21 protein-coding genes are annotated in these 20,779 nt (G+C 72.6%); 3 read left to right on the forward strand and 18 right to left on the reverse strand.

Features of this window, described 5'->3' with window-relative positions:
• Window positions 1-81: 81 nt before the first annotated feature.
• Both DSM112329_RS15365 and DSM112329_RS15370 read right to left on the reverse strand, forming a co-directional pair.
• Window positions 82-951 carry an NAD(+)/NADH kinase gene (locus tag DSM112329_RS15365; RefSeq protein ID WP_354697430.1) on the reverse strand — a complete coding sequence of 290 codons (870 nt, stop codon included), beginning with the start codon at window positions 949-951 and terminating at the stop codon, window positions 82-84.
• Entirely contained in the window at window positions 951-1,745 is a 795-nt protein-coding gene (locus DSM112329_RS15370; RefSeq protein WP_354697431.1) for a TlyA family RNA methyltransferase, read from the reverse strand. Before DSM112329_RS15370 ends, DSM112329_RS15365 begins: the two co-directional genes overlap by 1 nt.
• Window positions 1,746-1,857: 112 nt before the next feature.
• On the opposite strand from DSM112329_RS15370, the gene DSM112329_RS15375 reads away from it, so the two are divergent.
• Window positions 1,858-2,217 carry a hypothetical protein gene (locus tag DSM112329_RS15375; RefSeq protein WP_354697432.1) on the forward strand — a complete coding sequence of 120 codons (360 nt, stop codon included), beginning with the start codon at window positions 1,858-1,860 and terminating at the stop codon, window positions 2,215-2,217.
• A gap of 153 nt (window positions 2,218-2,370) precedes the next feature.
• Here the strand turns inward: DSM112329_RS15375 and DSM112329_RS15380 are convergent, their stop codons facing one another.
• The 8 genes from DSM112329_RS15380 to DSM112329_RS15415 form a co-directional block, all read right to left on the reverse strand.
• Entirely contained in the window at window positions 2,371-3,114 is a 744-nt protein-coding gene (locus DSM112329_RS15380; protein WP_354697433.1) for a class I SAM-dependent methyltransferase, read from the reverse strand.
• A 75-nt stretch (window positions 3,115-3,189) separates the two neighbouring features.
• Entirely contained in the window at window positions 3,190-3,972 is a 783-nt protein-coding gene (locus tag DSM112329_RS15385) for an alpha/beta hydrolase (RefSeq protein WP_354697434.1), read from the reverse strand.
• Between the two features lie 161 nt (window positions 3,973-4,133).
• Window positions 4,134-6,113 carry a 1-deoxy-D-xylulose-5-phosphate synthase gene (dxs, locus tag DSM112329_RS15390; RefSeq protein ID WP_354697435.1) on the reverse strand — a complete coding sequence of 660 codons (1,980 nt, stop codon included), beginning with the start codon at window positions 6,111-6,113 and terminating at the stop codon, window positions 4,134-4,136.
• Window positions 6,110-7,021 (reverse strand): polyprenyl synthetase family protein, encoded by a 912-nt coding sequence (locus DSM112329_RS15395; RefSeq protein ID WP_354697436.1) that lies wholly within the window; start codon window positions 7,019-7,021, stop codon window positions 6,110-6,112. The genes dxs and DSM112329_RS15395 overlap by 4 nt, the downstream gene beginning before the upstream one ends.
• A 55-nt stretch (window positions 7,022-7,076) precedes the next feature.
• A complete protein-coding gene (locus tag DSM112329_RS15400) occupies window positions 7,077-7,334 on the reverse strand; it encodes a hypothetical protein (protein ID WP_354697437.1) in 258 nt (85 codons plus the stop codon).
• Window positions 7,331-7,933 carry a transcription antitermination protein NusB gene (locus tag DSM112329_RS15405; protein WP_354697438.1) on the reverse strand — a complete coding sequence of 201 codons (603 nt, stop codon included), beginning with the start codon at window positions 7,931-7,933 and terminating at the stop codon, window positions 7,331-7,333. The genes DSM112329_RS15400 and DSM112329_RS15405 overlap by 4 nt, the downstream gene beginning before the upstream one ends.
• Window positions 7,934-7,940: 7 nt before the next feature.
• Window positions 7,941-8,501, reverse strand: a complete 561-nt coding sequence (gene efp / locus DSM112329_RS15410; protein WP_354697439.1) for an elongation factor P — start codon at window positions 8,499-8,501, stop codon at window positions 7,941-7,943.
• Between the two features lie 84 nt (window positions 8,502-8,585).
• Window positions 8,586-9,686, reverse strand: a complete 1,101-nt coding sequence (locus DSM112329_RS15415) for a CAP domain-containing protein (RefSeq protein WP_354697440.1) — start codon at window positions 9,684-9,686, stop codon at window positions 8,586-8,588.
• Window positions 9,687-9,909: 223 nt separating this feature from the next.
• Between DSM112329_RS15415 and DSM112329_RS15420 the strand changes: the two genes are divergently transcribed.
• The gene (locus DSM112329_RS15420) at window positions 9,910-10,617 is read left to right on the forward strand and encodes a calcium-binding protein (RefSeq protein WP_354697441.1); all 708 of its coding nucleotides are present in this window, start codon (window positions 9,910-9,912) and stop codon (window positions 10,615-10,617) included.
• Between the two features lie 314 nt (window positions 10,618-10,931).
• Here DSM112329_RS15420 and DSM112329_RS15425 read toward each other — a convergent pair whose 3' ends face one another.
• Window positions 10,932-11,777, reverse strand: coding sequence for a methyltransferase domain-containing protein (locus DSM112329_RS15425; RefSeq protein WP_354697442.1), 846 nt, complete (start codon window positions 11,775-11,777; stop codon window positions 10,932-10,934).
• Window positions 11,778-12,145: 368 nt separating this feature from the next.
• Window positions 12,146-12,925, reverse strand: coding sequence for a hypothetical protein (locus DSM112329_RS15430; protein ID WP_354697443.1), 780 nt, complete (start codon window positions 12,923-12,925; stop codon window positions 12,146-12,148).
• Window positions 12,926-13,046: 121 nt separating this feature from the next.
• Here DSM112329_RS15430 and DSM112329_RS15435 point away from each other — a divergent pair, with 121 nt between their 5' ends.
• Window positions 13,047-15,590 carry a hypothetical protein gene (locus DSM112329_RS15435; RefSeq protein WP_354697444.1) on the forward strand — a complete coding sequence of 848 codons (2,544 nt, stop codon included), beginning with the start codon at window positions 13,047-13,049 and terminating at the stop codon, window positions 15,588-15,590.
• 139 nt (window positions 15,591-15,729) lie between these two features.
• On the opposite strand, the gene DSM112329_RS15440 is transcribed toward DSM112329_RS15435, so the two are convergent.
• From DSM112329_RS15440 to aroC, 6 genes are read right to left on the reverse strand one after another with little or no spacing between them, the layout of a single operon-like run.
• Complete coding sequence (locus DSM112329_RS15440) at window positions 15,730-16,818, reverse strand: Xaa-Pro peptidase family protein (protein ID WP_354697445.1); 1,089 nt, start codon at window positions 16,816-16,818, stop codon at window positions 15,730-15,732.
• On the reverse strand, window positions 16,818-17,267 hold the full coding sequence (locus DSM112329_RS15445; RefSeq protein ID WP_354697446.1) for a type II 3-dehydroquinate dehydratase: 450 nt from the start codon (window positions 17,265-17,267) through the stop codon (window positions 16,818-16,820). The genes DSM112329_RS15440 and DSM112329_RS15445 overlap by 1 nt, the downstream gene beginning before the upstream one ends.
• Before the next feature lie 28 nt (window positions 17,268-17,295).
• The gene (locus tag DSM112329_RS15450; protein WP_354697447.1) at window positions 17,296-17,712 is read right to left on the reverse strand and encodes a PIN domain-containing protein; all 417 of its coding nucleotides are present in this window, start codon (window positions 17,710-17,712) and stop codon (window positions 17,296-17,298) included.
• On the reverse strand, window positions 17,709-17,969 hold the full coding sequence (locus DSM112329_RS15455; RefSeq protein ID WP_354697448.1) for a hypothetical protein: 261 nt from the start codon (window positions 17,967-17,969) through the stop codon (window positions 17,709-17,711). Before DSM112329_RS15455 ends, DSM112329_RS15450 begins: the two co-directional genes overlap by 4 nt.
• A gap of 49 nt (window positions 17,970-18,018) precedes the next feature.
• Window positions 18,019-19,557: a bifunctional shikimate kinase/3-dehydroquinate synthase gene (locus tag DSM112329_RS15460; RefSeq protein WP_354697449.1), complete on the reverse strand. Its 1,539-nt coding sequence runs from the start codon at window positions 19,555-19,557 to the stop codon at window positions 18,019-18,021.
• Window positions 19,558-19,578: 21 nt separating this feature from the next.
• Window positions 19,579-20,742 carry a chorismate synthase gene (aroC, locus tag DSM112329_RS15465; protein WP_354697450.1) on the reverse strand — a complete coding sequence of 388 codons (1,164 nt, stop codon included), beginning with the start codon at window positions 20,740-20,742 and terminating at the stop codon, window positions 19,579-19,581.
• Window positions 20,743-20,779 lie beyond the last annotated feature (37 nt).

Here is a 20,779-nt window from a genome sequence, read left to right on the forward strand (position 1 = left end):
TCGTTGTACCGACGGGCGCGGATGGACCGGGGCCCGTCGTGCAGTTCCGAGACGGTGCCGGCGCAGCCGCGGCGCAGCGCCCTAGGACGCCAGGCGGCCGAACTTCTCGCGGATGCGGCGGTAGAACGAGGAGCCCGGCACCTGCGCCAGGTCCGCCGCCTCGCGCACGAAGCGCGCCGCGACGTGCTCCCCCGGGCCCAGCTCGCCGACCGGCCGCCCGTCGACCGTCAGGTCCACGGCATCGCGGCCGCGGTTGTGGATCACGAGCTCGTCGTCCGGGGCGACGACCAGCGCACGGGCGGTCAGGGAGTGCGGCGCGATGAACGACACCACGTATCCCTCCACGCCCCAGGCCAGGACCGGGCCGCCGTTGGCCAGGTTGTAGCCCGTCGAACCGGCGGGCGTCGAGATCACGAGGCCGTCGCAGCGCACGCTGCCGACCTCCTCGCCGCCGACGCCATAAGCCAGCGTCGCCACGCGCTCCCCCACTCGGCGGTGGATGGCGACGTCATTGACCGCGGCCTGCACGCCGCCCGGCAGCTCGAGGGCGATCGCGGGCAGCGTCAGCACCTCGAAGTCGCCGGCGAACGCCCGCTCGAAGCCGGTGTGGACCTCGTCCGGGTCGATGGTCGCCAGGAAGCCGACCTCGCCGAAGTTGACGGCGAACACGGGAACGCTGGTCCCGGCGTAGCGCCGCAGCGCCCGCAGGATGGTGCCGTCCCCGCCGAGCACGACGCACAGCTCGACGTCGTCGCTCAGCGGCGCGCCGACGTGCATGACGTCGTCCCCCGTGAGCGCGTGCTTGTCCGTCTCCTCCGCGTCGAAGCGCAGCGTGACGCCCGCGGTCTCGGCGGCAGCCCGCAGCGCGCCGAGCGCCGCCTCGGTCTGGCCCGCACGCTGGTGGGTCAGGACCGACGCCGTGCGCGGGCGGCCGGCCGGGCGACCGCTCATCAGATGCCCTCCACGCCGGCCAGCGCCGCCGGGACGTCGTCCCAGGCGCCGTCGCGCCCGGCCTCGGCCAGCCAGAGAAAGGTCTCGTGGTTGCCCTTCGGACCGGGCAGGCCCGACGGCGCGGCACCGCAGACGACGGCGCCGCAGGACGCGGCTGCCGCTGCGACCGACGCGACGGCGGACCGGCGCAGCTCCGGCTCCCGGACCACGCCGCCCTTGCCGACCAGCGCGCGGCCGACCTCGAACTGGGGCTTGACCATGAGCAGCGCGTCATACCGGGGCGCCGCGCAGGCCAGCACGGCAGGCAGGACCTTCGCCAGGGAGATGAACGACACGTCGGCGACCACCAGATCCGGAGGGTAGGGCAGCATGTCCGCCGTGACCGACCGGGCGTTGCAGCGCTCGAGCACCGTGACGCGGTCGTCCGAGCGCAGCTTCCAGCTGAGCTCCCCGTAGGCAACGTCGAGCGCGACCACGTGCGACGCGCCCTGCTGCAGGAGGTGATCCGTGAACCCGCCGGTGGACGCGCCCACGTCGAGCGCGCGCCGCCCGGCCACCGGGACCGGCAGCGCCTCCAGAGCGTTCGCGAGCTTGGTCCCGCCACGCGAGACATGGCGCGGCGCCTCGTCGACGCTGACGACGGCGTCCTCGGTGACCATCTGGCCCGGCTTCTGGGCGCGCTCGCCGGCCGACCCGAGGCGGACCTCCCCGGCCATGATCGACGCCGCCGCACGCGTGCGGGACTCGAAGATGCCGCGCTGGGCCATGAGGGTGTCCAGCCGGACCTTGGGCATCCGCGGGGAGCGTAGTCCATGCCAAGCCCGGCGACCTACACCGTCGGCCGCCGACCTCGTGTGACCGACGTCACACCTGGTTGCGCGCGCAACCACCACACTCCATGGCCTGATGACCGCCGTCCGCCTCGTCCCCCTTCCCGTCCACGCCGTCCTGCGCATGACCACCGGTCTGCTCACGATGGCAGCGCCGTTCCTGTTCGGCTTCGCCGTGCCGGCCACGATCATGGCGATCATCGTCGGCTCGATCGTCGTCGGCGTGTCGCTCATCGCCTCCCCGGACGAGCGCGGCCGCACCTCGATCCCGGTGTCCACCGTGCACGCCCTGGACTGGGCGACGGTGATCGGCCTCCTGGGCGCTGCGGCGGTCGTCGCGGCCGACGGCGACGCAGTCGCCGGCATCGTCCTGACCGCGATCGGCGCCGCGCAGCTGGCCGGCAACCTCACGACGCGCTACAGCCTCCGCGGCTGAACCAAACTTCCCTCATAGCTCCATAAGCTGGACCCACATAGCAGTATCTCTCCTCCCCGAGACGGCCCGCCTCCCAGCGGGTCGTCTCATTTAACGACCCGCGAACCGGCGGGCGACAGCGACGAGGCCGCCACCGGCCGGGGAGAGCAACGCTCACTCCGGCTCGGAGACCACCAGCCGCAGCGAACCCTGGAAGCCGTCCTGCGCACGCAGGTGCCCGTGGGCCGCGTCCCAGGCGCCCGACTGCAGGGCGTCGGCCAGGCGGGCGACGATCTGCTGCTCGACACCGGGCTCCAGCAGCGTCCACATCGACTGCGCACGGCGCACGTCCGGGTTCAGCAGCGACTCCGGCCGGCGCCAGAACGCCTCGACGAAGCCGTCGTAGCAGTTGCCGGGGGTCGGGATGCCCTCGACGCGGGTCCGGCCGCCGAGCGCCTCGGCGATCGTGGTGACGGACGGGAAGCGCGCCCGCTCGGCCGTCACGGCCTCGTAGAGGAACTCCTGCTGCCAGCCGGGCAGGCCGTCGATGTCGAACGTGAAGACGACGACGGGACCGCGCGCGACGCGCCGCAGCTCGGCCAGGCCGGCCTCCAGCTGGTCCCAGTGGTGGACGGTGGCGAGTGCCATCGCGGCGTCGACCGAGTTGTCGTCGAGCGGCAGCCGGTGCGCGCGGCCCTTGATCGCGGGATGCTCGGGCGGACGCTGGGCGCGCATGGTCTCGCTCGGCTCGACCGCGAGCACGAAGCGGTCGTCCGGCTCGTACGACCCGGCGCCGGCACCGACGTTGACCACGGTCCGGGCCGCGCCCAGGGCGGCGTGGATGCGGGACGCGATCCGCGGGTCCGGGCGACGCTCGCGGGCGTAGGAGCGGCCATGCTGTTCATAGTCGACGGTCACGCCACGAACGTACCATCTGGATTCGCGGCCTAAACACACTCAGGCACGGCGGCAGCCGCCGCGCCGGGCCGCGGCTCAGCGCGCGATCGCGGCGGCGGCGTACGTGCCCATCGCGGCCAGCGTCTCCCCCGCGGCATCGACCACGCCCGCCCAGCGGAGGAAGCCGTGCACGTGGCCCGGGACCTCGCGCAGGACGACCTCCACACCCGCCATCCGCAGGCGCTCGGCGTAGGCGACTCCGTCGTCGCGCAAGACGTCGTGCGAGGCGAGCACGATCATGGCGGGCGGCAGTCCCTCCAGGTCCTCGGCCAGACCAGGTGACAGCTCCGGATCGCTCGGGTCCAGGCCGCCCGCGTAGTCGGTCCAGCAGAGCTCCATGTCCTTGCGCGTCAGCATGGTCTCGGGACCGAACGCGTCGTACGACGCGCCCGACATGGTCGCGTCGAGGGCGGGATAGGCCAGGATCTGCGCGCAGATCCGGCCGCGCCGGTAGCGGGTGGCGGCCGCGGTCAGCTGGGCGCCCGCGCTGTCCCCGACGAGCACGACGCGCTCGCCGTCCCACCCGTAGCCGTCGGCCGTCGCGGCGTCGACGGCCCAGTCGACGACCGTGAGCAGGTCGTCCTTCGCGGCCGGGAACGGATGCTCGGGGGCCAGGCGGTAGTCGACGCTGATCACGTGGTGGCCGGACCCGGCGCACAGCGCGCGGGCGATCCGGTCGAACCCGTCGAGGTCCCCGAGGCGCCAGCCGCCGCCGTGGGTGTAGACGACGACGCCGGCGGGCCCGTCGGCCGCGGGCAGCGGCCGGTAGACGCGGACGGGAACGGTCCCGCCCGCGATCGCGTCGTCGACCGCCGCCACCGCCGGCGGAGTGCCGCCGAGGCGGTCGGCGATCGCGGCGTACGCGCCGCGCAGGGCGACCAGGTCCGTGGGCTCGCTGTCCCCCGGGTCGCCGGCGATGAGCTCCTGGATCTGCGGGTGGAGCTGCGAGAGGTCCGCGCCCGCCGGGACGCCGGACTCGGCTATGACGGCAGGGCGGCGTCGAGCGCGCTGCTGATGTCCACGCCGAGCGCGTCCGCGACCCGGCGGGCGATCGCGCGCCCGGTCAAGCCGACCTCCTCGTGGAGCAGGGCCGGCTTGCCGTGGGTGATGTAGCGGTCGGGGATCCCGATGCGCAGCACCCGGGCGGCGTCGCTGCCGCCGTCCAGCCCGGCCTCGTTCAGGGCCTCCCAGACCGCCGACCCGAAGCCGCCCTGGAGGACGCCCTCCTCGATGGTCACGAGCAGCTCGTTGTCGGCGCTGAGCCGTGCCATCAGACCGGTGTCGATCGGCTTGACGAAGCGGGCGTCGGCGACCGTCGCCGTGATGCCCGCCTGCGCCAGGAGTTCTGCCGCCTCCTGCGCCTTGAGGACGCCGGTGCCGTAGCCGACCAGCGCGACCCGGCCGTCGCCCTCGGCGAGGACCTCGCCCTGACCGATCTCGACCGGGGTGATCGCTGCGGGCGCGAGCAGCGGCGCCCCGGGGCCCTCCCCGCGCGGGTAGCGCAGGGCGAACGGGCCGTCGTCCTGCAGCAGGGCGGTCCGCAGCATGCGCTGCAGCATCGGCTCGTCACGCGGCGCGGCGACGACGATGTTCGGCAGCGACCGCATGTACGCGATGTCGAAGACGCCGTGGTGCGTGGGGCCGTCGTCGCCGACCAGGCCGGCGCGGTCCATCGCGAAGACGACGTTCAGCTTCTGCAGGCAGACGTCGTGCACGATCTGATCGTAGGCGCGCTGCAGGAACGTCGAGTAGATGGCGGCGACCGGCTTGCGGCCCTCGAGCGCCATGCCGGCGGCGAACAGGATGCCCTGCTGCTCGGCGATGCCGACGTCGAAGTAGTGCTCTGGCTCGGCCTTCTGCAGGATGTTCAGGCCGGTGCCCGAGTTCATCGCCGCGGTGATGCCGGCGACGCGGCGGTCACGCCGGACCTCCTGCACGAGCGCGTCCCCGAAGACCTTCGTGTACTGCGGCGGCGCGGGCGTGGCGCCGACGATCGCGGGCTTGGCGGGGACGGGCACGCCGCCGGCGATCGACTTCGGCTTGGCCGCGTGCCAGGTCTCCTGACCCTCCAGGCCGCCGTCCTCGGCGGGCGCGAAGCCCTTGCCCTTGACCGTCGCGACATGGACGACGACCGGGCGGCCGGCCTTGAACGCCTGGCGCAGGGCGATGCGCAGGGCGTGCGTGTCGTGCCCGTCGATGACGCCCATGTAGGCCCAGTCGAGCTCCTCCCACCACAGGCCCGGGGCCCAGAAGGACTTGATCGACTCCTTCAGCTGCGGGCCGAGCCGCTCGACGGCCTTGCCGATCCGCGGCAGCTCGGTGAGCCGGTGCTCGACGGTGTCCCGCGCGTGCCACAGCTTCGGGTTCAGCCGGACGCGGTTGAAGTAGCCGCTCAGCGCACCGACGTTCGGGCTGATCGACATGCCGTTGTCGTTCAGGATCACGACGATCGGCGTCTGCATGCCGCCGGCCTGGCTGATCGCCTCGAACGCGACGCCGCCGGTCATCGAGCCGTCGCCGATGACCGCGACGACCTGGCCCTCGTCGATGTCGCCCTTCAGGCGCATGCCCTCCTTCAGGCCGACCGCGTAGCCGATCGACGTGGACGCGTGACCGGCGCCCATGATGTCGTGCTCGGACTCGAAGATCGCGCAGAACGGGGCGAGGCCCTCGTACTTGCGAATCGTCGACAGCTGGTCGCGCCGGCCGGTGAGGATCTTGTGCGGGTAGGCCTGGTGCCCGACGTCCCACAGGATCTTGTCCCGCGGGGAGTCCATCAGCGAGTGCAGCGCGACGGCGATCTCGCACGTGCCGAGGTTCGCGCCGAAGTGGCCGCCGATCTCGCCGACGGTGTCGATGATGTGCTCGCGCACCTCCTGAGCGACCTGGGCGAGCTCCTCCTCGCCGAGACCGTGGAGGTCCTGGGGTTTGTCGATGCGGTCGAGGATGCGTGAGGTCATGAGGTCCGGGTGAAGATGAAGTCGGTGATCTGCTCGAGCTCGGCGAGCCGGCCGCCGGAGTCCGTTCCGGTCCGCGCCAGCGCCGCGTGGGCGCGCGCGTGGCATTCAGTTGCAAGGTCCTGGGCTCCGTCGAGCCCGTACTCGCTGACGTAGGTGCGCTTGCCGTGGCGCTCGTCGCTGCCCTGGGGCTTGCCCATGGCGTCGGCGGTCGACGTGACGTCGAGGATGTCGTCCACGATCTGGAAGAGGACGCCGAGCTCGTCGGCGAAGGTGCGGAAAGCGGTGATCGTGTCGCCGCCGGTGCCGTTCAGCAGCAGCACGCACTCGACGGACGCGGCGATCAGGCGGCCGGTCTTGAGCGCGTGGACGGTCCGCAGGCCGTCGGCGTCGTCGGGCGCGACGTCGGCCACGTCGAGGTACTGGCCGCCGACCATGCCGTCGACGCCGGTCGCGGCCGTCAGCTCGCGCGCCGCGGCGAGGATGCCCGAGGGCTCGCCGGCTTGGGCGGTCAGGAGGAGGCGCAGCGCCTCGGCGTAGAGCGCGTCCCCGGCCAGGATGGCGACGTCCTCGCCGAACTTGACGTGGCAGGTGGGCCGGCCGCGGCGCAGGTCGTCGTCGTCCATCGCCGGGAGGTCGTCGTGGATCAGCGAGTACGTGTGGATGAGCTCGATGGCGGCTGCGAGGGGCAGGACCTGCTCGGGGTCGCCGCCGATCGCCTTCTGCGTCGCGAGCGCCAGCACCGGGCGGATGCGCTTGCCGCCGGCGAGCAGGCTGTACCGCATCGCGTCCTCGAGCCCCTGCGTCTGGGGGGCGACGGACGGGAAGCGCAGCTCCTTCAGATGGGCGTCGACCCGTTCCCGGAGGGCCTCCGGGTAGGTCGCGGTGGTGGTGGCGCCGTCGGCGGTCACAAGAGGGATACGTCCGTCGGGACCCCGCGGATACATCTGGGCGCGGATCCGGTCATCACAACAGCTGGTCCTGGCCGGGGAGCGGTTCGGATGCGGCCACCCGAGCGAGGCGCTCGAGCTCCGCGCTGGCGTTCGAGGCGACCTGCGCGCACTCGTCGACGAGCTTGGCGGCGGCGTCGGGTTCGAGGTCGCCGCTGCGCAGGCGCGCGGCGATGTCCTCCAGGTAGGCCGTCAGGCGCTCGAGCGCCGCCGTGTCACGGCCCTGGGCGGGGACGGCAGCAGCCGGGGCCGGGGCGGACGCGGGGTCGCTCATGCGGCTTCCGGGCCGCGGGACGGGGTGGCCGGGCGGGGCCGCGGGGCGGGCTTGACGGGCGGGGCGGCGGTGACCGGCGGGGCCGGGGTCGCCGGTGGTGCGGCGTCGTCCGTGACGGTGTCCGCCGTCGCCGTGTCCGTGGGCGGGGTCGCCGTGTCCGTGGGCGGGGTCGCCGTGGCCGTGCCGTTCGCGGTCGGCGCGGCATCGCCCAGCCCGCGGAAGACGGCACCGAGGATCCCGTTGACGAAGCCCGGCGCCTCGGCGCCGCAGAACTCCTTGGCGGTCTCGACGGCCTCGACGATGGCGCCCTCAGCCGGGATCGCCGCATCGCCGGGGGCGGCGTCCGGATGCAGCATCTCGAGCAGCGCCACGCGCATGATCGCCTTCTCCAGCGGCGCGATGCGATCGAGCGTCCAGCCCTTGGCGTACTTCTCGATCAGCGCGTCGAGGTCCTCGGCGTAGTCCTGCGTCGCGTACGCCAGCGCGCGGGTGAAGGTCGACGCGGCGGGCTCGAAGAGGTCGTCCAGCTCCCGCTTGGTCAGGTCGTGCTGGTACAGCGCGAAGACGGCGGCGCGGCGCTGGTCGGTGCGGCGGGGCAAGGGCGGGTCAGACCCTCGACATGTACTGACCGGTCTCCGTCTGCACCTTGACGCGGTCACCGACGTTGACGAACAGGGGCACCTGGATCTCGGCACCGGTCTCCACGGTGGCGGGCTTGTTGCCGCCGCCGGAGGCGGTGTCGCCGCGGACGCCGGGCTCGGTGTGGGTGATCTCAAGCTCGACGGACGACGCGAGCTGGATGTCCGCCGGCTCGTCGTCGATGAACAGCAGGTCCACGGTCTCGTTCGGCTTGGTCCAGCGCAGCTTGTCGGCAAGCGCGGTCTCCGGGATCGCCGTCTGCTCGAACGTCTCGGCGTCCATGAAGTGCGCGTCGGTGCCGTCGCCGTAGAGGAAGGTCATCTTGCGGGCCTCGGTGCGGACGGAGCGGAACTTCTCGCCGGCGCGGAAGGTCTTGTCGATGACGTTGCCGTCCTTGGTCCGGCGCAGCTTCGTGCGGACGAACGCGGGGCCCTTGCCAGGCTTGACGTGCTGGAACTCGACCACCTTGAAGATCGTGCCGTCGACCTCGATGTGGTTGCCGTTCTTGAGCTGGTTCGTGCTGATCATGTCTGCCCAGGAGTCTAGAGCGGCGCGAGCGGGACCGGTCGCTCGGCCGCTCGCGGCACGTCGGCTCGGGCAGGCTCAGGCGGCTCAGCCCAGGCGGACGGTGATCGCGGGCTGGACGCCGCGACCGATGCCACGCACGACGATCAGGACCTTGCCGCGGCCGCTCGGGCGCTTCGCCGTGAGCGAGTAGACGCCCCGGCGGACCTTGACCGTGTAGGCCTTGGCCGTCGCCGGCCGGGCGGCCGCCCTCCGGACCGTGACGCGGACCTTCGTGCGCCCCCCGCCGATGAAGCCAGTGACCTTGAAGCGGCCGGCGTTCCGCCCGGTGAGGCTGACGGCGCGGGCACTGATCCCAGGCTTGGGCGGTGTCGAAGGGGTCGTGGTCGACGTGGTGGTGCTGGTGGTCGGGGTGATGCCGGACGTAGTGGTCGTCGGCGGCTTGGTCGGGGTGGTCGCGCCGGTCGGGGTCGTGCCGGTGGTCGTTGTGGGTGTCCCGGTCGTCGACGGCGGGGTGGTCGTCGTCGTCCCTGGGCTGGTCGTGGTCCCGGTCGCAACGAGCGCCGCGTAGGGGCAGCCGGCCGCGGCGGTGGTGGAGGCGGGACTCGTCGGCTGGACGGCCGTCGCCCCGAAGTTCTGCACCCACATCGCGCCCGACGGTGCGCCCGGCGCCGCGCCGACCCCGAGGTGCTGGTAGCGCGAGCTCATGAAGTTGCGGCAGTGCCCGTCGCTCTTCAGCCACTGCGCGACCGTCTCCCTGGCGGTCGTGTTGCCGTAGGCGATGTTCTCCCCCACGAACGACGACGGGTAGCCCGCGGCCTGGGCGCGATCCGGGGGCGTGCGGCCGTCCAGCGACGCGTGCGCGAAGTAGTCCCGCGCGACCATGTCCTCGGCGTGCTGCTGCGAGGCGACGTCGAGTCGCGCGTCGGCGGTCAGGGCCGGGATCCCGCGGGAGACGCGCTCGTTGTTGACCAGGCAGAGCACCGCGAGGCGGACCTGCGCGACGTTGCTGCCCGTCAGCGCGACGTCCGCCCCGGCGCACGGCTCGACGCCGGGCCCGACCTGTGCGCCGACCGGCGCGGCGCCGAGCGCTACGGCCGCCGCGATGCCGGCCAGGCCTGCGGCGGCGATCCCGCCTGCACGGCGAGCGCGTGTCGTCCGTCCCTGACGTGCCTGCGATGACCGCATCGGACGATGGTAACGGCGGGAAGGGGACCGGGGACCGTCCGTCCGCGCCCGACAAATACGAGCGTCTACGCGCCAATGAAATGGATGTCTTTCGCGGGGCCAACCCCGCGCACACGGACGCCACCCTGCGGCCGATCCTTCCCGCATAAGTCGCTCCTCTGAGCCTGGTTGCTCCATCAAGTCCGGCACCCGGACGCCACCCCCCGAAACCAGGAGATCCACCATGTTCACCAGCACCCGCCCCGCCGCCCGCATCGCCGCCCTCGCCCTGGCCGGCCTCGCGCTCTCAGCGCCGTCCGCGCTCGCCAGCGGCAACGTGGTCGACGTCTACAACGACCCGTCCAGCGGCGTCCGCGTCATCGGCAGCGAGAAGGCCGATCAGGTCGTCGTCATGAACGGCGGCAACGCCACGCACGCGATTCACTTCGCCAAGTCCGACATCCCGGTGAAGGTCCACGGCTCCAACTGCACGCCGCTGAACCCGGTCACGAAGCTCGTGCGCTGCGCCCGCTTCCAGGGGGCGATCGACGTGACGGTCGTCGGCGCCGGCGGGGACGACAACCTGTTCGCGTCCTCGTCGTTCGCGCCGAACGTGACGTTCACCGGGAACGACGGCGACGACACGCTGACCGGCGGCGCGGGCTACGACTCCCTCGCCGGCAACGCAGGTGAGGACGAGATCAAGGGCGCCGGCGGCGGCGACCGCATCTGGGGCGGCGCCGACCGCGACGCCATCGTCGGCGGGGCCGGGATCGACAACATCGAGGGGAACGAGGGCAATGACGTCATCGACCTCCGCGACGGCGCGTTCGACGGCGTGAACTGCGGGTCCAACCCGGCGTCGATCAAGGACGTCGTCTACGCGGACCCGGAGGACGGGAGCGCGTCGTACCTGAAGACGCGCAGCTGCGAGGTCGTCGCGTACATCTGACGCGCGCTGTCATGCGGCCCGGCGCCCTTGACCGGCGCCGGGCCGCTGCCGCAGGATCGGCGTATGCCGCCCGAGGGGCCTGACCTGACGCTGTCCGACGTCGGCTTGCGGTTCGTCGCAGCCGCCCGCGGACGCGCGCTCACCGACAGGTTCGCTCCCGGGGTCGTCGCGGGTCAGCGACGCTTGGGGACCCTCGCCCCGCTGGGGCCTCCGTCCGGGGAGACGGGGTGTGACAGGGCGGCCGCGGGCCGTCGATGTGCCACCACACGCCACCGGCGCATGTGGCGGCACATCGAGCGCCGCTCTTGGACGCGTCAGCGGCGGACCGCGACGACCTCGACCGCCGGCGCGATCCGCCGCCACGCCTCGTAGCCGACCGGGCGGTGCGTCATATCGTCCGCCAGTTGCAGGAACTGCTGGCCGGCCGTCATCAGCGCGCGGTCCAGGCGACGGGCACGCCAGCGCGTGCGCCAGTGGGTAGTCCGGTCGTCGCGCAGCTCGCGAGCCATCTCGCGCATCCGGTAGCCGGGCTCGAGCGACTGCGGGTGGGGACAGAAGCGGCTCGGCCCGGCGCTCGTGACGTCGAAGTCGTCGCTGAAGAGGCGTCGTAGTCCGCTCTCGGTCGCGTTGAAGTAGTGGTCGGGGTAGCCGTGGAGCGGCTGCATGAAGGCCGCGAGCGTGTAGCACTCGCCACCGGGCTTGAGGACCCGGGCGATCTCCTTGGCCGCCGTCCACGGCGAGTGCAGGTGCTCGAAGACCGCCAGCGAGAACACGTAGTCGAAGCTTGCATCTGGGAACGGCAGGGCGTGCGCGTCGGCGACCAGGTCCAGGTGGTCCACCCCGTAGACGAACGCGTCGGTGCGGACGACGTTCTCCGCGCGGTGCGCGTCGAGGCCGGCGCCGAGCTCCAGCATCAGGTCCCCGCGGGCCAGGGCCGCGTCGACCGACGGGATGCCCATCGCCGAGCAGTCGTAGGTCGGCAGGTGGCCGCCGGTCTCGCGCAGGTCGATCGCCTGGAGGTCGGCGTCCGGGACCAGGACGGGGACGCCGGCAAGTGCGGGGTACGTGGTGCCGCAGGCGGTGCAACGCTGCTCGTCGGCCGGGTCGCCCTCGAGCGCGCCGTGGCAGCGGGGACAGCAGGGAGTCGGCGGCGCGGTCACGGGCGGTGGAGCCTATTTGGTCGTCGTTCCTCCGGGCTGCGGGCCGGCCGCCGGCGGATCGCACGGCTCTCAGCCCGGCGGACCCACATTCACCGCCGCCGAAGCCGCCGGCACCCGGTCACTGGCGAGACGCACGGCTCCGAGCCCGGTGAACCGCCATTCACCGCCGCCGAGGCCGCCGGCCCCTCGGTCACTGGCGAATCGCACGGCTCCGAGCCCGGTGGACCACCACTCCCCGCGCATGCGACCAGGGCTCGGCGATCCACGGCGGCGTGCGGTCCAGAGCTCGTCATGGGAGCTCTGGACCACACGCCGCCCGCTCAACCAGGACGCGAGGTCCGGCGCTCACGCCGCCCCGGGTCAGCGCGTCAGGCCGCGCGCGGCGTCGCGCCCAGCGCCGCCAGCAGCGCGTCCCAGGCAGCCGCCCGCGCCGCCGCCGCTTCCGGGCCCGCGCCCGCACCGCGGACGCCCACCCCCGGCGGGACCGGGACGAACGTCCCTGCCTCGAGCGTCCCCGCGTCGGTCGTCGCCGGCGGTATCGCCGCGACAGGCACCCGCCCACCGGCGTCCGCCGCAGCCGGCAAAGCGGCAACGCGCTCGACGGCGAGCGCCAGCGCCGCACGACCAGCCCCCGGCGCATACCGCGCCGGTGGCGCCACGACCAGGCTCAGGACGCCGCGCGACGCCAGCAGCGCTCCCGCGAGCGCGCCGACCGCCACCGCCTCGGCCCCTTCCGTCGCGTCCAGCACCGCCGCTGGGAACGGTCCCTCGCCGGCGGGCAGGTACAGCGACGCGGCCAGGTCGTCTCGCCAGCGCCGCACGCGCACCCCGTCCCCGACGAAGCTCCGCGTCACCGTCCGCGCCAACGCACGGCCGTCCGGCAGCTCGACCCGCACCTCCACCGCGACCGGCCGCAGCGACGCGTGCGCCGCCAGCTCACCCGTGCTCGACTTCGCCGGCACCCATGCCCTGGACAAGGCCCCCGGACTGTCGGCGATCGCCCGCCAGACACGACCCTCGTCGTCGTGCACCTTCGCGCGCCACACGGCGTCCGGCTGCTCACCCGCGCCGCGCAGGCGCGTCCCCGTCAGCCCATCGTCGAACAGGGCGACCGGGGCGGCGGACAGTTGAAGGGTCGGTTCGCTCACCCCCCGAGCCTGCCACGCAGGACCCTGAACGCGCCGAGCGGTGGGACATTCGTCCGCGCGCAGAAGCCCGGAAACCAGGCCACCTTGTTCTGGTACGCCCGTACAGCATACGATCGCGTCCATGCGCGCCTCGCCCTCCCCTGCCCGCACTGCAACACGATGGACCGCAATCGGGAGCGCGGCGCTCGTGGCGGCCTTCACCGCGACCCTCGTCCCGGCGACGCAGGCGCAGGCCGCCGACCTCGGGCCGAACGCGCGCTACGACCTCGTCCACGGGTGCTACGCGCTCAAGGCCGAGTCCGGCGGCAAGCTCGTCGCCAAGGCCGCGAACGGCTACGCCGTGAGCGCCGACGGCGTCGCCACCGCCGAGCCGTTCCGCCTCCAGGCCACCCGCCTCGGCGACTACCTGCTCTACGGCAAGGCCGGCGACTTCCTCAGCACGACGGCCGGCGGCGCCGTCGTCACGTCCACGGACCCCGGCCCCGCCGCCGACTTCACCGTCGACCGTGCCGCCGGCAACCAGGCGTTCACGCTCGTCAGCCAGGCCGGCAAGGCGCTGACCGTCGGCGACGGCGGCCGCCTCGCGCTCACCACCCCGGGCAGCGCGGGTCGCTTCACCTTCGTCCCCGCCGAAGGCTGCGCGACGTTCCCCGAGGCGGAGCTCGGCGCGACCGGCAAGCCGTCGACGGGCAAGACGCCGTACTCGGAGACGAAGGGCCTCATCGACGCCCACATGCACATGATGGCCTACGAGTTCCTGGGCGGATCGATCCACTGCGGCGCGCCGTGGAACCCCTACGGCATCACGAAGGCGCTGCCGACGTGCGCGAAGGACAACATCGTCAACCAGCAGGGCAGCGGCGTCGTCGACAACTTCCTGGCCGGTGGCAACCCCATCCAGCAGAAGGATCCCGTGGGCTGGCCGACGTTCGGCGACTGGCCCAATCACGAGTCGCTCATCTACGAGCAGAGCTACTACCGCTGGCTCGAGCGCGCCTGGATGAGCGGGCTGCGCGTGTTCGTGAACCTGTTCGTCGAGAACCACGCCCTGTGCTCGATCTACCCCGTCAAGAAGAACAACTGCAACGAGATGGAGAGCGTGCGGCTGCAGGCCAAGCGCCTGCGCCAGCTCCAGGACTACATCGACGCGCAGGAGGGCGGACCGGGCAAGGGCTGGTTCCGGATCGTCAAGGATCCGTTCGAGGCGCGCCGCACGATCAACGCCGGCAAGCTGGCGGTCGTCCCGGGCATCGAGGTGTCCAACCTCTTCGACTGCGGGCTGAAGGACGGCAGCGCGACGTGCACCCGCGCGCAGGTCGACGCCGGGCTCACCGAGGCGTACGACAAGCTCGGCGTCCGCGACATGGAGCTGATCAACAAGTTCGACAACGGCTTCGGCGGGGTCGCGGGTGACGCAGGGTCGACGGGCCTGATCATCAACGGCGGCAACAAGCTCGAGACCGGCGCGTTCTGGGACCTCGAGACCTGCACCGGGCCAGCGGAGGAGTCCGACCGCGAGCAGCTCACCCTGCCCGGCCTGGGTCGCGACGAGCTGCTCGGCGCTGCGCTCGGCGTCCTGGCCCCCAACAGCACGCTGCCGCTCTACCCGCCCGGACCGCACTGCAACAAGCGCGGGCTGAGCGACCTCGGCCGCTACCTGGTCCGCTCGATGGCCAAGCGCGGCATGATCATCGACCCCGACCACCTCAGCGTGAACGCGCGGCGCTCGCTGCTGGCCGAGGTCGAATCGACGGGCTACGGCGGCATCGTCTCGAGCCACAGCTGGTCGACGAAGGACGCCTACCCGCGGATCTACGAGCGCGGCGGGATCGTGACGCCCTACGCCGGCGGGACGACCGGCTTCCTGCAGGCCTGGAAGAGCATCAAGCCCACCCGTGACAAGCGCTTCCTGTTCGGCTTCGGCTACGGCGCGGACATGAACGGCTTCGGCAGCCAGGGCGGCCCCCGCAACGGCCCGAACCCCGTGAAGTACCCGTTCAAGTCCTTCGACGGCGCAGTCACCTTCGAGCGCCAGAAGACCGGGCAGCGGACGTTCGACATCAACACCGACGGCGTCGCGCACTACGGCCTGTACGCCGACTGGCTCGAGGACCTGAAGAACATCGGCGGCCGTCAGATCATCGACGACATGGCCAACGGCGCCGAGGCGTACGTGCAGATGTGGGAGCGCGCGATCGGCATCGACGCCGAGCACAGCCAGCGCCGCGAGGGGCGGCTGCGCTTCACCGCGAAGGGCCTTGGGGCGACGCGCCTCGCCGTCGATCCGGAGGAGCTGCTGCGCGGCGGTGGCCAGCCCGCGACCCGCAAGGCCCGCGTCTGGTCCTACCGCGTCAAGGGCAAGGGCAACGCGGGTTCGCGCATCAAGGCGGTGTTCAGCGGCGCGGAGAAGGTCGTGCTGGTCAGCTCGAACGCGGTCCGCCACCGCGCGGTGAACGTCGGTCGCGGAACGTCGGCGGCGAAGCTGAAGGGCGTGGCGCGGCCGTTCGGTGCGGGTGTCCTGATCCGGTCCGCCGGCGGTGGCCGGTCCTACCTGTACGGGGTCCGCAAGGGCCGCGTGACGTGGACGGCGGTCGCGAGCAGCGGGGTGACGAAGTCCGCGGCGACGACCCGGCGGTACCTGGCGCTGGCGGACCTGATCCGGTGAGCGCGGCCGCGGCCTGACTCGACCGGCCGGGCGCGGCGGTCGTCGCTGCCGCCCCCGGCGCGACTCGGCCGCGGCGACATCGCGGGTACTCGGGCCCTACTGGTGTCGTCGGAGTGACACCGGACGAGCCGATCCGCGCTCAGCCGACGACCGTGAGGTCCTTGGTCAGCCCGTTCAGCACCTCGTGCCCGTCCTCGGTGACGATCACGAGGTCCTCGATCCGCACCCCCACGGCGCCGGGGACGTAGACCCCGGGTTCCACCGTCACGACGTGTCCAGGGACCAGCGCGACCGTCCCGAGCTTCGACAGGCGCGGGCCCTCGTGGACCTCCATGCCGACGCCGTGGCCCAGTCCGTGCCCGAAGTGCTCGGCGTGGCCGGCGCCGTCGATGATGCCGCGGGCGACCGCGTCGACCTCCTTGCCGGTCGGTCCCGGCTTGACCGCCGCCAGCGCGGCCAGCTGCGCCTCCAGGACGAGGTCGTAGATCTCACGGTCGCGCGGGTCCAGCTCGCCGGTGGCGTAGGTGCGCGTGCAGTCGGACGCGTAGCCGTCCAGCTGAGCGCCCCAGTCGATGACCACCAGAGTCCCTGCCGGGATCTCGACGTCCCGCGGCGAGGCGTGCGGAAGGGCGCCGTGCGGTCCTGCCGCGATGATCGGGGAGAAGGAGACGGCCTCCGCCCCCATCTTGCGCATGGTGAACTCGAGGTCCAGGCCGACGTCCCGCTCGGTGCGGCCGACCAGGCCGCGGCCGATGACCTCGGTGAGCGCCGCGTCAGCCAGCAGCGCAGCCGCCTTCAGCCGGCCCTTCTCCGCGTCGTCCTTGACCGCGCGCAGCCCCTCGACGAGGCCGGCGCACGGCACGAGCTCCACGTCGTCGCCCACCAGCTCCTGCAGGCGCGCGTGCTCCTTCACCGTCACCGCGGCGTCGTCGAACCCCAGCCGAGTGACGCCGTCCAGCAGCGGCGGGACGGCAGCCGCCAGGTCCGGGACGATCCGCCGGTCCCAGCCCGCGTCGAGCTGCTCGGCCGACTGCGTGAGGTAGCGGAAGTCGGTCAAGAAGGCGCGCAGGTCGCCGGCGCCGATCACGGCCGAGCCGCTCGAGCCGGTGAAGCCCGTGAGCCAGCGGACGTTGACCGGGCCGGTGACGAGCAGGGCGTCAGCGCCGGCGTCGTCCAGCAGGTCGGCGGTCCGCTGAGCGCGGTCCATGTCGGTCTTGGTGGTGCTCATCACGCGTCCTTCAGCAGGGTCTGACAGCGGGTCAGTGCCTCACGGTAGCCGTCGGGTCCCTGGCCCTTGATCGTGCCGACGCAGAGGTCGCGGATGACAGAGACGCGGCGGAACTCCTCGCGCGCATCCACGTCCGACAGGTGAACCTCGAACGACGGCAGCGCCGCGAGCTCGAGCGCGTCGCGGATCGCCCAGGCGTAGTGCGTCCAGGCGCCCGGGTTGATGATGATCGCGTCGGCCAGGCCCTCGAGCGTGTGCAGGTGCTCGACGAGGTCGCCCTCGTGGTTGGTCTGGAAGAACCTGACCTTGAGGCCCAGCTCTTCGGCCCACGCGGAGATCCGGAACGTCAGCTCGTCGTAGTTCAGGCCCCCGTAGTGCTCGGGGTTTCGGCGTCCGAGCTGGTCGAGGTTGACGCCGTGGATGACCTCGATGCGGTTGCGTGCGCTCACGCCACCGATCCTCGCAGGTGCGCTGGTGTCAGTCGCGGTCGAGCCGCACACTCAGAAAGCCGAGCACGGTCGCGAGCGTGTCGTAGTGGCTGTCGAGGTGCAGCACCCCGAACCCGCGCTCGGCGGCCGCCGCCGCGATCAGGTAGTCGGCGGCGGGCAACCGCCTACTTCCGCGCAGCTGCCGCGACGCCCCTAGCGCCGCTGTACAGACTGTCGCGGTGACCGGTGCCTGCGGAAGCGCGCCGAGCGCCCCGTCGAGGGCTGCGTGACCGGCTTCGTCGCGCGCGCTGGCCAGAATCTCGAGGGCGGCGACGGGGCAACTGGCCACCAGCCCGGCGCGGAGCGTCGCCTGCCACCGCTCTGCAACTCCCGGATCGCGGTGCCGAGCCCACGCCGAGGTGTCGACGACGAGCGGGATTCCCGATCCGAACGGGCGATCGTTCACCGCAGCCGCTCGCCTCGCGCGTCTGCTAGCGCACCTGCGGCGGCGAGGTCGTAGTCGCGGACGCCCGTGGCGATCTCAAGGAGCACGTCGATTGCTGCCTGCGAGCGCTGCTGGTCCTCTTGCCGAGCTTGCGCGCCACGGAGGGCGAGGTCGCGGACAAGCCGCGATGCGCTCTGCCCGCCGGGGTTCACGGCATCCAGCGCCTCGGCGAGCTCGTCATCGATAGTGACCTGAATGCGCGGCCTGACAGTTGCCATCAGGCAAGTGTACCACCGTCGTGGTACACCTCGATGGGGAGCAGCCGGATTACGGCAGCAATGACGCGATCGCCCCGCGGACCTCGGGCAGGCCGCGCTGGTGCCCGAACGTCACGTCCCCCGGCGCGCCGACGAGCACGAACGGGGTCGACTCCCCCACGCGCTTCTTGTCCTTCGCGGTCGCGGCAAGAACGGCGTCGACCTCGATCGCCGGGTCCATAGTCACGGGCAGCCCGGCCGCCGCGACCAGGTCGGCGACCTGGTCGCGCAGGTCCTCCTGCCCGGACAGCGTCAGGGCCGCCAGCAGACCGAGGGCGACGGCCTCGCCGTGGCGGTAGCGGGCGTAGCCGGTGACGGTCTCGATGGCGTGGCCGATCGTGTGGCCGAGGTTCAGGACCTGGCGGCGCCCACCGTCCCGCTCGTCCGCGGCGACGGTCGCGAGCTTCGTCCGCGCGCAGGCGAGGATGACGTCGTCGTCCACGGGTTCCCCCGCGGCGATGCGATCCCACAGCACGCCGCCCGCGATCAGCGCGGTCTTGACGACCTCGGCGTAGCCCGCCGCGTGCTCCTCCGGCGGCAGCGTCGCGAGCGTGGCGGTGTCGACGATCACGCCCGCCGGCTGGTGGTAGGCGCCGACGTAGTTCTTGGCCTCGGGCAGGTCGACGCCCGTCTTCCCGCCGTACGCTGAATCGACCTGCGCGACGACGGTCGTAGGGACCTGCACCACGGGGATGCCGCGCTGGAAGGTCGCGGCGGCGAACCCGGCCAGGTCGCCGACGACACCGCCGCCGACGGCCACGACGTGGTCGCCACGGGTCGCGCCAACGTCGACCAGCGCCCGCCACACGCGCTCCGTCGTCTGCAGCGTCTTCGCCTCTTCCCCCGGCGGGATCTCGATCAGCCCGGACAGGTCGCGGACCCGGCCCGCGTGCAGCTCGCCGACGGTCTCGTCGCTGATGCCGAAGCGGCGGCCGGTCGCCGGCCACGGCAGCCCCTCGTGGCCCAGCAGGGCGCGGCCGACCCAGACCGGGTATTGCGCACCGCCGGCGCTGGCCCACAGCAGGCGCGTCCCGGGCGGACCGGACGGCAGTCCGCGGATGGCGTCGATCGCCCCGCGGACCGCGCCGAGCCCGGTGCCGGCGGGCAGGACGACGTCCGCCGCGGCCAGGTAGATGGCCTCGCGCTCGCGGTACAGCGCGGTGAACGCCTCGCGGTCCTGAGCCAGCGGCCGGCCCTTGCCATGGGCGCGCTGCCAGGCGACCTCGAGGTCGACGTCGACCAGGACGACGGTGTGGCGCTGGAGCGCCGTGCGGACGCGGTCACTCCCGAGCGCGCCGCCACCGAGGGCGATGACGCCGCCGTCGGCGCCGTCGAGCAGCTCGCCGACGAGGCGCGACTCCTCCGCCCGGAACGCCGCCTCGCCGTTCGCAGCGAAGAACGCCTCGATCTCCATGCCGAAGCGGTCGGTCAGCAGGCGGTCGCTGTCCTGGACGGGGACGTCGAGGACGTGCGCGACCTCACGGGCCAGGGTCGTCTTCCCGGCCCCCATGAAGCCGGTGAAGACGATGGCGGGCTGCAGCTGCGTCACGTGGTGAAGAAGCGGCGCGGGCTAGGAGGCCGGCCAGCCGATGCGGGCCCGGTAGGCGGCCACCGCGGCGCGGGCGTCGTCGATGTGGTCGCCGCCGAACTTCTCGATGCAGGCGCTCGCCAGGACGTGGGCGACCATCGCCTCGCCGACCACGCCGGCCGCCGGGACCGTGCAGGAGTCGGTCCGCTCGCGCAGCGCCTGGGCCGGCTCGTGCGTGGAGATATCGACCGATTGCAGGGGTTTTGTCAGCGTCGGCAGCGGCTTCATCGCGCCACGGACGAGCAGCGGGTCGCCCGTCGTCATCCCGCCCTCAAGCCCGCCGGAGCGGTTCGTGTGGCGGGCGTAGTGGTCGTCCTCGTAGAAGATCTCGTCGTGGGCCTGCGAGCCCGGGCGGCCCGCCACGTCCCACGCGTCCCCGATCGAGACGCCCTTCACGGCCTGGATCGAGCAGATGGCCATCGCGAGGCGGCCGTCCAGGCGCGTCTCCCAGGAGACGTGCGAGCCGAGGCCGGGCAGGACGCCGAACGCAACGACCTCGAAGACGCCACCGATCGACTCGTTCGCCTTCCGCTGCTTGTTGATGTGGGCGACCATCTCCTTGCTCGCGGCCTTGTCCAGGCAGCGGACCGGATCGTCGTCGATGCCCTCGAAGTCGCTGAGGCCCAGGACGTCCGGCTCCGGCGCCTTGACCGACCCGATCTGCACCACGTGTGAGCGGATCTGGATGCCGAGCGCGGCCAGGTACGCCTTGCAGAGCGCGCCGCCGGCGACGCGCGCTGCCGTCTCCCGGGCCGACGCGCGCTCCAGGATGTTGCGGATGTCGGTCTGGCCGTACTTCCAGGCCCCGACGAGGTCGGCGTGGCCGGGACGCGGAAGGTGGACCTCCGGCACGTCGGCCTCCACCGGCCACGGGTTCATCCGCTCCTCCCAGTTCTTGTAGTCGCGGTTGGCGACCAGCAGGGAGATGGCGGACCCGAGCGTCTTGCCGTGGCGGACGCCGGACGTGACCTCCGCGCCGTCCTTCTCGATCTTCATGCGCCCGCCGCGCCCGTGACCGAGCTGGCGGCGCTGCATGTCGAGGTTGATCCCCTCGCGGTCGAGCTCGAGGCCCGCCGGGAGGCCGTCGACGATGCAGGTGAGGCCGGGACCGTGTGATTCGCCGGCGGTGATGAGCGTCAGAGCCATGTGAACGCCTCATCCTACGTGGCGACCGGCGCCCGGC

Origin of the sequence: Paraconexibacter sp. AEG42_29, assembly GCF_040581415.1 — a bacterium.
Classification (GTDB): Bacteria; Actinomycetota; Thermoleophilia; order Solirubrobacterales; family Solirubrobacteraceae; genus Paraconexibacter.

Coding starts and splice junctions, on each gene's coding strand:
- DSM112329_RS15365 (WP_354697430.1), bottom strand. CDS start 951: ATGAGCGGTCGCCCGGCCGGCCGCCCGCGCACGGCGTCGGTCCTGACC.
- DSM112329_RS15370 (WP_354697431.1), bottom strand. CDS start 1,745: ATGCCCAAGGTCCGGCTGGACACCCTCATGGCCCAGCGCGGCATCTTC.
- DSM112329_RS15375 (WP_354697432.1), top strand. CDS start 1,858: ATGACCGCCGTCCGCCTCGTCCCCCTTCCCGTCCACGCCGTCCTGCGC.
- dxs (WP_354697435.1), bottom strand. CDS start 6,113: ATGACCTCACGCATCCTCGACCGCATCGACAAACCCCAGGACCTCCAC.
- DSM112329_RS15400 (WP_354697437.1), bottom strand. CDS start 7,334: ATGAGCGACCCCGCGTCCGCCCCGGCCCCGGCTGCTGCCGTCCCCGCC.
- efp (WP_354697439.1), bottom strand. CDS start 8,501: ATGATCAGCACGAACCAGCTCAAGAACGGCAACCACATCGAGGTCGAC.
- DSM112329_RS15415 (WP_354697440.1), bottom strand. CDS start 9,686: ATGCGGTCATCGCAGGCACGTCAGGGACGGACGACACGCGCTCGCCGT.
- DSM112329_RS15420 (WP_354697441.1), top strand. CDS start 9,910: ATGTTCACCAGCACCCGCCCCGCCGCCCGCATCGCCGCCCTCGCCCTG.
- DSM112329_RS15435 (WP_354697444.1), top strand. CDS start 13,047: ATGCGCGCCTCGCCCTCCCCTGCCCGCACTGCAACACGATGGACCGCA.
- DSM112329_RS15440 (WP_354697445.1), bottom strand. CDS start 16,818: ATGAGCACCACCAAGACCGACATGGACCGCGCTCAGCGGACCGCCGAC.
- DSM112329_RS15455 (WP_354697448.1), bottom strand. CDS start 17,969: ATGGCAACTGTCAGGCCGCGCATTCAGGTCACTATCGATGACGAGCTC.
- aroC (WP_354697450.1), bottom strand. CDS start 20,742: ATGGCTCTGACGCTCATCACCGCCGGCGAATCACACGGTCCCGGCCTC.